Genomic DNA, 13,691 nt, shown 5'->3' with positions numbered 1-13,691 from the left:
CGCAGCCGAAGAAGCGGCGCGAGGGTCCGCAAGGGCGAGATCCGGTACACCAGAACAGAAGGAGCACTCGTCGTGCGAGCAACCACTCGAACAACTACCCGGTCGACACGAGCGAGATGGGGAGCGCGGTGCGTCGGCCTCGGCCTGACCACGGCGCTCGCGGTCACCCTCGCGGCCGGTCCCGCGTCGGCTCAGCCGGGGCCCCCCAGCGCCTCCGGCGAGCAGCCGGTGGAGGTGGAGGACAACCCGACCTTCACATCGCTGCCCACCAACATCACCCCCTTCACCTGCGACCGGATCGTCAAGGTCGATCCGGTGACGGCGGGGTCGTTCGGGGACGACGACGAGATCACCATCCTCAACATCGGCACCGACAACACCTTCGACTTCGAAATCAGCGACGACTTCGCCGCTGTCGGCGTCATCGTCAAGGGCGGCCCGAACGCCAACCTCTATGACTACCGGCCCACGGGCATCCAGGCGGACCAGGACCTCCACGCGCCGCTCAACACGAGCAGCTCGCCCCCGGACGACTTCTACGGCCTCAGCCACGTCGACTTCTGCCTCGTCGAGGACGGCTCCAACACCTGACGCGTCCCACACGGCGGGAAAGCAAAGGGGCCCGTACGACCGAAGTCGTACGGGCCCCTTCAGGAGCTCGCGCTGGAGCTACCAGGTCAAGTCAACAAGCTTACTTGTTGATCTTGGTGACCTGGCCGGCGCCCACGGTCCGGCCACCCTCACGGATGGCGAACTTCAGGCCCTCCTCCATGGCGACGGGCTGGATGAGCTCGACCTTCATCTCAGTGTTGTCGCCCGGCATGACCATCTCCGTGCCCTCGGGGAGGGTCACAACACCGGTCACGTCAGTCGTACGGAAGTAGAACTGCGGACGGTAGTTGTTGAAGAACGGCGTGTGGCGGCCACCCTCGTCCTTGGACAGGATGTAGGCCTGCGCCTCGAACTCGGTGTGCGGGGTGACCGAGCCCGGCTTGATGATGACCTGGCCGCGCTCGACGTCCTCGCGCTTGATGCCGCGGAGGAGCAGACCGACGTTCTCACCGGCCTGGCCCTCGTCGAGCAGCTTGCGGAACATCTCGATGCCGGTGACCGTGGTGGTGGTCTTCTCCTGCTTGATGCCCACGATGTCAACGGTCTCGTTGACCTTCAGGACACCACGCTCGATACGGCCGGTGACGACCGTACCGCGACCGGTGATCGTGAAGACGTCCTCGATCGGCATCAGGAACGGCTTGTCGACGTCACGCTCGGGCTGCGGGATGTTCTCGTCGACGGCCTTCATCAGGTCGAGGACGGTCTGGCCCCACTCCTTGTCGCCCTCAAGGGCCTTGAGCGCCGAGACCTTGACGACCGGCAGGTCGTCGCCCGGGAACTCGTACTCGGAGAGCAGCTCACGAACCTCGAGCTCGACGAGCTCCAGGATCTCCTCGTCGTCCACCATGTCGGCCTTGTTCAGGGCGACGACGATGTACGGAACACCGACCTGGCGGGCCAGGAGCACGTGCTCCTTGGTCTGCGGCATCGGGCCGTCGGTGGCGGCGACCACGAGGATGGCGCCGTCCATCTGGGCAGCACCGGTGATCATGTTCTTGATGTAGTCCGCGTGACCGGGGCAGTCGACGTGGGCGTAGTGACGCGTCTCGGTCTGGTACTCGACGTGCGCGATGGAGATGGTGATACCGCGCTGGCGCTCCTCGGGAGCCTTGTCGATCTGGTCGAAGGCCGAGGCCTCGTTCAGGTCCGGGTACGCGTCGTGCAGCACCTTGGTAATGGCGGCCGTAAGGGTCGTCTTACCGTGGTCGATGTGACCGATGGTGCCGATGTTGACGTGGGGCTTAGTCCGCTCGAACTTCGCCTTCGCCACGGGGTCCTCCTGTGGAGTGGTTCTGAACGCCTTGCTTCATCGGCGCCAGGTGATCTTTGCTGGAAAGCCCGGGCCTCGGGGCAAACATCCGTGTTTGCGGGTGTTTGCCCCTCAAGGCTCCGGAGTCAAGCCTAAAGCGTGTGAACGCGGAGCGTTACTCGCCCTTGGCCTTCGCGATGATCTCCTCGGCGACGTTCCGCGGAACCTCGGCGTAGGAGTCGAACTGCATGGAGTAGCTGGCCCGGCCGGACGTCTTGCTGCGCAGGTCGCCGACGTAACCGAACATCTCCGAGAGGGGCACGAGGCCCTTCACGACGCGGGCACCGGCCCGCTCCTCCATGGCCTGGATCTGGCCACGGCGGGAGTTGATGTCGCCGATGACCTCACCCATGTAGTCCTCGGGCGTGGTGACCTCGACGGCCATCATCGGCTCAAGGAGCACGGGGCTGGCCTTGCGCGCGGCCTCCTTGAAGGCCTGCGAACCGGCGATCTTGAACGCGAGCTCGGAGGAGTCGACCTCGTGGTAGCCACCGTCGATCAGGGTGACGCGCACGCCGGTCATCTCGTAACCGGCGAGGATGCCGAACTGCATGGCCTCCTGCGCACCGGCGTCGACCGAAGGGATGTACTCCTTCGGGATACGACCACCGGTCACCTTGTTCACGAACTCGTACGAGGCGTCGCCGCCCTCGATCGGCTCGATCGCGATCTGCACCTTGGCGAACTGGCCGGTACCACCAGTCTGCTTCTTGTGCGTGTAGTCGACGCGCTCGACGGCCTTGCGGATCGTCTCACGGTAGGCGACCTGCGGCTTGCCGACGTTGGCCTCGACCTTGAACTCACGGCGCATACGGTCGACCAGCACCTCGAGGTGCAGCTCGCCCATACCACCGATGATGGTCTGGCCGGTCTCCTCGTCCGAGTGGACCTGGAAGGACGGGTCCTCCTCGGCCAGGCGCTGGATCGCGACGCCCAGCTTCTCCTGGTCGCCCTTGGACTTGGGCTCGATGGCGACCTGGATGACCGGCGCCGGGAAGTCCATGGACTCCAGGATGACCGGGTTCTTGTCGTCGGACAGCGTCTCACCGGTGGTGGTCTGCTTCAGGCCCATGACGGCGACGATGTCGCCGGCGCCCACCGACTCGATCTCCTCACGCTTGTTCGCGTGCATGCGGTAGATCTTGCCGATGCGCTCCTTCTTGCCCTTGACGGAGTTCAGCACGGCGGTGCCGGACTCCAGGCGGCCCGAGTAGACCCGGACGAAGGTGAGCTTGCCGAGGTGCGGGTCGCTCATGATCTTGAACGCCAGCGCGGACAGCGGCTCGTCGTCGGACGGCTTGCGCTTGACGACCAGCTCGGGGTCCTTCACGTCGTGGCCCTCGATGGCCTCGACGTCGAGCGGGGTCGGCAGGTAGCGCACGACCGCGTCGAGCAGGGGCTGGACGCCCTTGTTCTTGAACGCGGTGCCACAGAACACCGGGGTGACCGTGGTGTCGCTGGACTTGCCGGACGCGATGGTGATGCGACGGATCGCGGCGTACAGCTGCTCCTCGGTGGGCTCGACGCCCTCCAGGTACAGCTCCATGATCTCTTCGTCGTTCTCGGCGACGCCCTCGATCAGCTTGCCGCGGTACTCCTCGGCAGCCTCGGTGTGCGTGGCCGGGATGTCGACGACGTCGTACATCTCGCCCTTGGCGGCCTCGGCGGACCACACGAGCGCCTTCATGCGGACCAGGTCCACAACGCCCTTGAAGTCGGCCTCGGCACCGATCGGAAGCTGCATGACCAGCGGCTGCGCACCAAGGCGGTCCGAGATCATGTCGACGCAGCGGTGGAACTCGGCACCGGTGCGGTCCAGCTTGTTCACGAAGCAGATGCGCGGCACGCCGTAACGGTCGGCCTGACGCCACACCGTCTCGGACTGCGGCTCGACACCGGCGACCCCGTCGAACACCGTGACGGCACCGTCGAGGACGCGCAGCGAGCGCTCCACCTCGACCGTGAAGTCGACGTGCCCGGGGGTGTCGATGATGTTGATCGTGTAGTCGTTGTCCTCGAGCGGCCAGTGACAGGTGGTGGCAGCAGAGGTGATCGTGATGCCACGCTCCTGCTCCTGCTCCATCCAGTCCATGGTGGCGGCGCCGTCGTGGACTTCACCGATCTTGTAGCTGACGCCGGTGTAGAAGAGGATCCGCTCGGTGGTGGTCGTCTTGCCCGCGTCGATGTGGGCCATGATCCCGATGTTGCGGACCTTGGCCAGGTCAAGTGAAGTGGTAGCCATAAGGCTTCAGTCTTCTCTCGGTCTCGATGGGGTCTGCGACTACCAGCGGTAGTGCGCGAAGGCCTTGTTGGACTCGGCCATCTTGTGGGTGTCCTCGCGCTTCTTCACGGCCGCACCGAGGCCGTTGGAGGCGTCGAGAAGCTCGTTGAGGAGACGCTCGGTCATGGTCTTCTCGCGACGGGCGCGCGAGTAACCGACCAGCCAGCGCAGCGCGAGCGTGTTGGCACGACCGGGCTTGACCTCGATCGGAACCTGGTACGTCGCACCACCGACACGGCGGGACTTGACCTCGAGGGTCGGCTTGATGTTCTCCAGCGCGCGCTTCAGCGTGATGATCGGGTCGTTGCCCGTCTTCTCACGCAGGCCCTCCATGGCGCCGTAGACGATGCGCTCGGCGGTGGAGCGCTTGCCGTTCAGCAGCACCTTGTTGATGAGCGACGTGACAAGAGGGGAACCGTAGACCGGGTCGATGATGACCGGGCGCTTCGGGGCGGGGCCCTTACGAGGCATTTCTACTTCTCCTTCTTGGCGCCGTAGCGGGAACGGGCCTGCTTGCGGTTCTTGACACCCTGGGTGTCGAGGGAGCCACGGATGATCTTGTAGCGAACACCCGGCAGGTCCTTCACACGGCCGCCGCGCACGAGCACGATGGAGTGCTCCTGCAGGTTGTGTCCCTCACCCGGAATGTAAGCGGTGACCTCGATCCCGCTGGTCAGACGCACACGCGCGACCTTACGCAGGGCCGAGTTCGGCTTCTTCGGGGTGGTCGTGAACACACGCGTGCAGACGCCACGGCGCTGAGGGGAACCCTCGAGTGCGGGCGTCTTGTTCTTCTCGACCTTGTCCTGCCGGCCCTTACGGACCAGCTGCTGGATCGTAGGCACTACTTCTCCGGTTTCTGTGTGCCGAATGGTGAAGCTAACCTGGAACGTCGCCGACCCACGCGGTCGGGTGTGTCGAATCCGGCGGATTCCCGCCGCGAGGCGAAAAGAGCACAGATTACGGTGGCCGCTCACAGCTCGCTATGCGGTTGAAGGCACGCACGAGAGCCAGGGCACACCCCAGGCACAAGGTCTGAGCGTACCTACCTCATTCGCTGCGGTCAAAACAAATGGGCCTCGCCCGCATCGCCATACGGCCGATGTCAAGACCGCACGAGGTGTTTGATCTTCGAATTGCCGATTCGGGCACGCCGGACCCCGATCCGCGCACCTCTCCGACCGCGCGCCCACGAGGCTACGCCGACACTGCGACGGCCACGAGCATCAGCGTCATCACGAGCGCCCAGGCCCCGGTCGACAGCCATCCCAGCACCAGCCCGGTCAGCGCGAGGGCGTCGCCGCCCTCCCCGGTGCGCCGTATCTCGGTACGCGCCGCGTGCCCGAGGACCACGGCCGGGATTCCGGTCAGCCCGAAGCTCACCAGACACAGCACACCGCAGATGGCGGAGCCGACCGCCTTGCCGTTGGTCCGCGGCCGGGACGCCGGCAGGAAGGTCTGCGGCACGGGCGTGACGGGCGCCGGATGCGGCATCGGGCCCTGGGGCAGGTCGGCCACGAGCAGGGCGAGCTCGCCCACCGTACGGGCCGTGTAGGCGCGCGTGACCCGCTGCTCGAACTCGGGCTGCTCCAGCCGCCCTTCGCCGTAGCCGGCCCTGAGCACGTCCACGGCGCGCTCACGGTCGGCGTGCGAGGCGAGCATCGCCGGGAGGGCGGGCCCGGACCACGGCTGCGGGACGCCGCCGCCCTGCCGCCGCTGTGGGGCGCCTTCGCCCTGCCATGGCCCCGGAGTGCCGCTCCCCTGCCACGGCTGCCAGGGCTGCCACGACGGTTGCGCCATGGAGAGCACCTCCCCCGTACTGGTCGGAGTCCTTCCATGATGCTCCGAACCGGCATTCCAGGCATCGGGGTCCACCCGGATAAAACCCGGAGACGGCCCGGAGATGGCCCGGGAACGCCGAAGGGCGGCCACCCCGAGAGGTGACCGCCCTTCAGTGCTTCAGACGCACGCCTTACTGGTTGTACGGACCGTAGTCGTAGTCCTCCAGCGGAACGGCCTGGCCGGAGCCCGTGCCGAACGGCGAGTAGTCGATGTCGTCGTAGCCGACGGCCGAGTACATCGCGGCCTTCGCTTCCTCGGTCGGCTCCACCCGGATGTTGCGGTAGCGGGACAGACCCGTACCGGCCGGGATGAGCTTACCGATGATGACGTTCTCCTTGAGGCCGATGAGGCTGTCGGACTTGGCGTTGATCGCCGCGTCCGTCAGAACTCGGGTCGTCTCCTGGAAGGAGGCGGCCGACAGCCAGGACTCCGTCGCCAGCGAGGCCTTGGTGATACCCATCAGCTGCGGACGACCGGAGGCGGGGTGACCGCTCTCCTGGACCACACGACGGTTCTCGGTCTCGAACTTGGAGCGCTCGACCAGCTCACCGGGCAGCAGCTCGGCGTCGCCGGACTCGATGATCGTCACACGGCGCAGCATCTGCCGGATGATGATCTCGATGTGCTTGTCGTGGATCGACACACCCTGCGAGTTGTAGACCTTCTGGACCTCGCCGACCAGGTGGACCTGGACGGCACGCTGGCCCAGGATGCGCAGCACGTCGTGCGGGTTGGTGGCACCCACGGTGAGCTTCTGGCCCACCTCGACGTGCTCGCCCTCGCTGACCAGGAGTCGGGCACGCTTCGAGATCGGGTACGCCGTCTCGTCGCTGCCGTCGTCCGGGGTGACGACGATCTTCTTGGTCTTCTCGGTCTCCTCGATCCGGACGCGGCCGGTGGCCTCGGAGATCGGGGCGACACCCTTCGGGGTACGGGCCTCGAAGAGCTCGACGACACGCGGCAGACCCTGGGTGATGTCGTCACCGGCCACACCACCGGTGTGGAAGGTACGCATCGTCAGCTGGGTACCGGGCTCACCGATGGACTGGGCGGCGATGATGCCGACCGCCTCACCGATGTCGACCAGCTTGCCGGTGGCCAGCGAACGGCCGTAGCACATGGCGCAGGTGCCGACGGCGGACTCGCAGGTCAGGACCGAACGGGTCTTGACCTCCTCGATACCGGCCTTGACCAGCTGGTCGATGAGGACGTCACCGAGGTCGACGCCCGCCGGGGCGAGCACCTTGCCGTCGACGACGATGTCCTCGGCGAGGCAGCGCGCGTACACGCTGGTCTCGGCGTTGTCCGCCTTGCGCAGGACGCCGTCGGCGCCGCGCTCGGCGATGGCCAGCTTGAGGCCACGGTCGGTGCCGCAGTCCTCCTCGCGAATGATGACGTCCTGGGAGACGTCGACCAGACGACGGGTGAGGTAACCCGAGTCGGCGGTACGAAGGGCGGTGTCCGCCAGACCCTTACGGGCACCGTGCGTGGAGATGAAGTACTCCAGCACGGACAGGCCCTCACGGAAGGACGCCTTGATCGGACGCGGAATCGTCTCGTTCTTGGCGTTCGACACCAGACCACGCATACCGGCGATCTGACGCATCTGCATCATGTTGCCTCGTGCGCCCGAGTTCACCATCATGAAGATCGGGTTGGTCTTCGGGAAGTTCTCGTTCATGGCCTCGGCAACCTCGTTGGTCGCCTTGGTCCAGATCGCGATGAGTTCCTGGGTGCGCTCGTCCTTGGTGATCAGACCGCGCTCGTACTGCTTCTGGACCTTCTCGTCCTGCGCCTCGTAGCCCTTGACGATCTCCTTCTTCGCCTCGGGAACGACGACGTCGGAGATGGCGACGGTGACACCGGAACGGGTCGCCCAGTAGAAGCCGGCCGCCTTCAGGTTGTCGAGCGTCGCCGCCACGATGACCTTGGGGTAGCGCTCGGCGAGGTCGTTGACGATCTCGGAGAGCTGCTTCTTGCCGACCTCGTAGTCGACGAACGGGTAGTCCTCGGGCAGCAGCTCGTTGAAGAGCGCGCGGCCCAGGGTCGTCCGCAGACGGAACGAGTCACCCTGCTGCCACTCCGGCTCGCCCTCCTCCTGCGCCGGCGGGGTCCAGCCGCGCGGCGGGATGGTGCCGACCGGGAAGCGGATGTCGATCTTCGACTGGAGCGAGAGCTCGCCCGCGTCGAAGGCCATGATCGCCTCGGCCACGGACGCGAAGGAGCGGTCCTCGCCCTTCACGTTCCGCATCTCGGAGTCGGTGGTGAGGAAGAACAGACCGAGGACCATGTCCTGGGTCGGCATCGTCACCGGACGACCGTCGGCGGGCTTGAGGATGTTGTTCGAGGACAGCATCAGGATGCGGGCCTCGGCCTGCGCCTCCGCGGACAGCGGAAGGTGCACGGCCATCTGGTCACCGTCGAAGTCCGCGTTGAACGCGGTGCAGACGAGCGGGTGGATCTGGATGGCCTTGCCCTCGACCAGCTGCGGCTCGAAGGCCTGGATGCCGAGACGGTGCAGGGTGGGAGCACGGTTCAGCAGCACCGGGTGCTCGGCGATGACCTCTTCGAGGACGTCGTACACGACCGTGCGGCCGCGCTCCACCATGCGCTTGGCGCTCTTGATGTTCTGCGCGTGGTTCAGGTCGACCAGGCGCTTCATCACGAACGGCTTGAAGAGCTCCAGCGCCATCGCCTTCGGCAGACCGCACTGGTGCAGCTTCAGCTGCGGACCGACGACGATCACGGAACGCGCGGAGTAGTCCACACGCTTACCGAGCAGGTTCTGACGGAATCGACCCTGCTTACCCTTCAGCATGTCGCTGAGGGACTTCAGCGGGCGGTTACCGGGACCGGTCACCGGACGGCCGCGACGACCGTTGTCGAAGAGGGCGTCAACAGCCTCCTGAAGCATGCGCTTCTCGTTGTTGACGATGATCTCGGGCGCGCCGAGGTCGAGGAGCCTCTTCAGACGGTTGTTGCGGTTGATCACACGGCGGTACAGGTCGTTCAGGTCGGAGGTCGCGAAGCGGCCACCGTCCAGCTGCACCATCGGGCGAAGGTCCGGCGGGATGACCGGGACGCAGTCCAGAACCATGCCCTTGGGGCTGTTGCTGGTCTGCAGGAAGGCGGAGACGACCTTGAGCCGCTTCAGGGCACGGGTCTTCTTCTGACCCTTACCCGTGCGGATGATCTCGCGGAGCCTCTCGGCCTCCTCGTCGAGGTCGAAGGACTCCAGGCGCTTCTGCAGCGCCGCGGCACCCATCGAGCCGTCGAAGTACGTGCCGAAGCGGTCACGCAGCTCGCGGTAGAGGAGCTCGTCGCCCTCCAGGTCCTGGACCTTGAGGTTCTTGAAGCGGGTCCACACCTCGTCGAGGCGGTCGATCTCGCGCTGCGCACGGTCACGCAGCTGCTTCATCTCGCGCTCGGCACCCTCGCGCACCTTGCGGCGCACGTCGGCCTTGGCGCCCTCGGCCTCCAGCTCGGCCAGGTCGGTCTCGAGCTTCTTGGCGCGGGCCTCCAGGTCGGCGTCCCGGCGGTTCTCGATCTGCTGACGCTCGACCGAGACATGCGCCTCCAGGGAGGGCAGGTCGCGGGTACGGCGCTCCTCGTCGACGAACGTGATCATGTACGCCGCGAAGTAGATGACCTTCTCGAGGTCCTTCGGCGCCAGGTCCAGCAGGTAGCCGAGGCGCGACGGGACACCCTTGAAGTACCAGATGTGCGTGACGGGGGCGGCCAGCTCGATGTGGCCCATCCGCTCACGGCGCACCTTGGCGCGAGTCACCTCGACGCCACAGCGCTCACAGATGATGCCCTTGAACCGGACACGCTTGTACTTGCCGCAGTAGCACTCCCAGTCCCGGGTCGGACCGAAGATCTTCTCGCAGAAGAGTCCGTCCTTTTCGGGCTTGAGGGTGCGGTAGTTGATGGTCTCGGGCTTCTTGACCTCGCCGTGGCTCCACTGACGGATGTCGTCAGCCGTGGCCAGACCGATCCGGAGCTCATCGAAGAAGTTGACGTCGAGCACTATGCGTCAATCCCTCTCAGGGTTGTAAGTCATGGGGTCTGATACGGGGGTCCTGGGGCCGGAGGCCTTCATGACGAAGGCCTCCGAACTCCCGTCAGACCTCTTCGACGCTGCTCGGCTCACGCCGGGACAGGTCGATGCCAAGCTCCTCCGCAGCGCGGAAGACGTCCTCGTCGGTGTCGCGCATCTCGATGGACATGCCGTCCGAGGACAGCACCTCCACGTTGAGGCACAGGGACTGCATCTCCTTGATGAGCACCTTGAAGGACTCGGGGATGCCGGGCTCGGGGATGTTCTCGCCCTTGACGATGGCCTCGTAGACCTTCACGCGGCCGGTGACGTCGTCGGACTTGATGGTCAGCAGCTCCTGGAGGGCGTACGCGGCGCCGTATGCCTCCAGCGCCCACACCTCCATCTCACCGAAGCGCTGGCCACCGAACTGGGCCTTACCACCCAGCGGCTGCTGGGTGATCATCGAGTACGGACCGGTCGAACGGGCGTGCAGCTTGTCGTCGACCAGGTGGTGCAGCTTCAGGATGTACATGTAGCCGACCGAGATCGGCTCCGGGAAGGGCTCACCCGAGCGGCCGTCGAACAGCGGCGCCTTACCGGTCGGGAGCACCATGCGCTCGCCGTCGCGGTTCGGGATCGTGTGCTCCAGCAGACCGGCGAGCTCGTCCTCGCGCGCACCGTCGAAGACGGGGGTCGCGACGTTCGTGCCCGGCTGGACCGCGTCGGCGCCGATCGCCTGGAGGCGCTGCGCCCACTCCTCGCCGAGGCCGGAGACGTCCCAGCCGCGGCTGGCGAGCCAGCCGAGGTGGATCTCCAGGACCTGTCCCGGGTTCATTCGGGACGGCACACCCAGCGGGTTGAGGATGATGTCGACCGGGGTGCCGTCCTCCAGGAACGGCATGTCCTCGATCGGCAGGATCTTGGAGATGACACCCTTGTTGCCGTGACGGCCGGCGAGCTTGTCACCGTCGGTGATCTTGCGCTTCTGCGCCACGTACACGCGCACAAGCTGGTTCACACCGGGGGGAAGCTCGTCGCCCTCCTCGCGGTCGAAGACACGGACGCCGATGACCTTGCCGATCTCGCCGTGCGGCACCTTCAGCGAGGTGTCACGGACCTCACGGGCCTTCTCACCGAAGATCGCACGGAGCAGGCGCTCCTCCGGCGTCAGCTCGGTCTCACCCTTCGGCGTGACCTTGCCGACGAGGATGTCACCGGCGACGACCTCGGCACCGATACGGATGATGCCGCGCTCGTCGAGGTCGGCGAGGACCTCCTCGGAGACGTTCGGGATGTCCCGGGTGATCTCCTCGGGGCCGAGCTTGGTGTCACGGGCGTCGACCTCGTGCTCCTCGATGTGGATCGAGGAGAGGACGTCGTCCTGCACGAGGCGCTGCGACAGGATGATCGCGTCCTCGTAGTTGTGACCCTCCCACGGCATGAACGCCACGAGCAGGTTCTTGCCCAGCGCCATCTCGCCGTTCTCGGTGGCCGGACCGTCGGCCAGGACCTGGCCCTCGATGATCCGGTCGCCCTCGAGGACGATGACCTTCTGGTTGACCGAGGTGCCCTGGTTGGAGCGGGCGAACTTGGCCAGGCGGTACGTGATGTACGTGCCGTCGTCGTTGGCGGTGGTGATGTAGTCCGCGGAGACCTCCTGGACCACACCCGCCTTCTCGGCCTTGACCACGTCGCCGGCGTCGACCGCGGAGCGGTACTCCATGCCGGTGCCGACGAGCGGGGCCTCGGACTTAATCAGCGGCACGGCCTGACGCATCATGTTCGCGCCCATGAGGGCACGGTTGGCGTCGTCGTGCTCGAGGAAGGGGATCATGGCGGTCGCGACCGACACCATCTGGCGCGGCGAGACGTCCATGTAGTCCACATCGTCACCGGCGACGTAGTCGACCTCGCCACCACGGCGGCGGACGAGTACGCGGTTCTCGGCGAAGCGCATGTCGTCGTTGAGCGTGGCGTTGGCCTGCGCGATGACGAAGCGGTCCTCTTCGTCGGCCGTCAGGTAGTCGACCTCGTCGGTGACCACACCGCCGGTGACCTTGCGGTACGGCGTCTCCACGAAACCGAACGCGTTGACGCGGCCGTAGGAGGCGAGCGAACCGATCAGACCGATGTTCGGGCCTTCGGGCGTCTCGATCGGGCACATACGGCCGTAGTGTGACGGGTGCACGTCACGGACCTCGAAGCCGGCCCGCTCACGGGAGAGACCACCCGGGCCGAGCGCGGAAAGACGCCGCTTGTGCGTCAGACCCGACAGCGGGTTGTTCTGGTCCATGAACTGCGACAGCTGGCTGGTGCCGAAGAACTCCTTGATGGAGGCGACGACCGGCCGGATGTTGATCAGGGTCTGCGGCGTGATCGCCTCGACGTCCTGGGTCGTCATGCGCTCGCGGACGACGCGCTCCATACGAGCCAGACCCGTGCGGACCTGGTTCTGGATGAGCTCGCCGACGCTGCGCAGACGGCGGTTGCCGAAGTGGTCGATGTCGTCGGTCTCGACGACGATCGTCTGACCGCTGTCGGCGACCGTCTCGGTCTCGCCCGCGTGCAGCTTGACCAGGTACTTGATCGTCGAGATGACGTCCTCGACGGTCAGGATGCCCGCGTCCAGCGGAGCGTCCGCACCCAGCTTCTTGTTGACCTTGTAGCGGCCGACCTTGGCGAGGTCGTAGCGCTTCGGGTTGAAGTACAGGTTCTCCAGAAGCGTCTGCGCGGCCTCACGCGTGGGGGGCTCGCCCGGACGCAGCTTGCGGTAGATGTCGAGCAGCGCGTCGTCCTGGCCCTGGGTGTGGTCCTTCTCCAGGGTGGCGCGCATCGACTCGTACTCGCCGAACTCCTCGAGGATCTGCTCGGTGGTCCAGCCGAGAGCCTTCAGGAGAACAGTGACGGACTGCTTGCGCTTGCGGTCGATGCGGACACCGACCATGTCGCGCTTGTCGATCTCCATCTCCAGCCAGGCACCCCGGGACGGGATGATCTTGGCGGAGAAGATGTCCTTGTCGGACGTCTTGTCGATGGAGGAGTCGAAGTAGACACCGGGCGAACGGACCAGCTGCGACACGACGACACGCTCGGTGCCGTTGATGACGAAGGTGCCCTTGTTCGTCATGAGCGGGAAGTCGCCCATGAAGACCGTCTGGGACTTGATCTCACCGGTCTCGTTGTTGGTGAACTCCGCCGTCACGAAGAGCGGGGCGGCGTAGGTGAAGTCGCGCTCCTTGCACTCGTCGATCGAGTTCTTCGGCGGCTCGAAGCGGTGGTCCCGGAACGTCAGCGACATCGACCCGGAGAAGTCCTCGATCGGGGAGATCTCCTCGAAGATCTCCTCGAGGCCGGACTTGGTGGGGACATCCTGACCGGACTCCAGAGCCTCCTCGACCCGACTCTGCCAGGCGGTGTTGCCGAGCAGCCAGTCAAAGCTCTCGGTCTGCAGCGCGAGCAGGTTGGGAACCTCGAGGGGCTCCTTGATCTTTGCAAAGGAGATGCGCAGCGGGGCAGTGCTGGCGCCGTTGTTCATATTCGCGGTCGAGGCGTTGCGCGAGGCGGCCAAGAGGGGGTCCTTCCGAGGGCTCGGACTCACTACG

8 protein-coding genes are annotated in these 13,691 nt (G+C 65.9%); 1 reads left to right on the top strand and 7 read right to left on the bottom strand.

Going from position 1 to position 13,691, the window contains the following annotated elements; translation table 11 throughout:
* The first annotated feature begins 72 nt into the window (after nucleotides 1-72).
* Nucleotides 73-591, top strand: coding sequence for a hypothetical protein (locus ACZ7NC_RS33330; RefSeq protein WP_471493668.1), 519 nt, complete (start codon nucleotides 73-75; stop codon nucleotides 589-591).
* Nucleotides 592-691: 100 nt separating this feature from the next.
* Here the strand turns inward: ACZ7NC_RS33330 and tuf are convergent, their stop codons facing one another.
* From tuf to rpoB, 7 genes are all read right to left on the bottom strand, one after another.
* Entirely contained in the window at nucleotides 692-1,885 is a 1,194-nt protein-coding gene (gene tuf / locus ACZ7NC_RS33325; protein ID WP_062706810.1) for an elongation factor Tu, read from the bottom strand.
* Nucleotides 1,886-2,039: 154 nt separating this feature from the next.
* A complete protein-coding gene (gene fusA / locus ACZ7NC_RS33320; RefSeq protein ID WP_471493666.1) occupies nucleotides 2,040-4,166 on the bottom strand; it encodes an elongation factor G in 2,127 nt (708 codons plus the stop codon).
* 39 nt (nucleotides 4,167-4,205) lie between these two features.
* The gene (rpsG, locus tag ACZ7NC_RS33315; protein WP_003992340.1) at nucleotides 4,206-4,676 is read right to left on the bottom strand and encodes a 30S ribosomal protein S7; all 471 of its coding nucleotides are present in this window, start codon (nucleotides 4,674-4,676) and stop codon (nucleotides 4,206-4,208) included.
* 2 nt (nucleotides 4,677-4,678) lie between these two features.
* On the bottom strand, nucleotides 4,679-5,050 hold the full coding sequence (gene rpsL / locus ACZ7NC_RS33310) for a 30S ribosomal protein S12 (RefSeq protein WP_003948652.1): 372 nt from the start codon (nucleotides 5,048-5,050) through the stop codon (nucleotides 4,679-4,681).
* Between the two features lie 352 nt (nucleotides 5,051-5,402).
* A complete protein-coding gene (locus tag ACZ7NC_RS33305) occupies nucleotides 5,403-6,005 on the bottom strand; it encodes a DUF1707 and DUF4190 domain-containing protein (RefSeq protein ID WP_471493664.1) in 603 nt (200 codons plus the stop codon).
* Nucleotides 6,006-6,177: 172 nt separating this feature from the next.
* Complete coding sequence (locus ACZ7NC_RS33300; protein ID WP_471493661.1) at nucleotides 6,178-10,077, bottom strand: DNA-directed RNA polymerase subunit beta'; 3,900 nt, start codon at nucleotides 10,075-10,077, stop codon at nucleotides 6,178-6,180.
* A 94-nt stretch (nucleotides 10,078-10,171) separates the two neighbouring features.
* Nucleotides 10,172-13,657, bottom strand: coding sequence for a DNA-directed RNA polymerase subunit beta (rpoB, locus tag ACZ7NC_RS33295; RefSeq protein WP_471493657.1), 3,486 nt, complete (start codon nucleotides 13,655-13,657; stop codon nucleotides 10,172-10,174).
* Nucleotides 13,658-13,691: the final 34 nt, after the last annotated feature.

The organism is Streptomyces sp. NPDC111802 (genome assembly GCF_055634335.1).
Note: the sequence above shows the minus strand (reverse complement) of the source record. Positions and strands in the feature narration are given on the sequence as shown.

Excerpts from the sequence above, each read along its gene's own strand:
- fusA (WP_471493666.1), bottom strand. The coding sequence starts at position 4,166 with ATGGCTACCACTTCACTTGACCTGGCCAAGGTCCGCAACATCGGGATC.
- rpsG (WP_003992340.1), bottom strand. The coding sequence starts at position 4,676 with ATGCCTCGTAAGGGCCCCGCCCCGAAGCGCCCGGTCATCATCGACCCG.
- ACZ7NC_RS33305 (WP_471493664.1), bottom strand. The coding sequence starts at position 6,005 with ATGGCGCAACCGTCGTGGCAGCCCTGGCAGCCGTGGCAGGGGAGCGGC.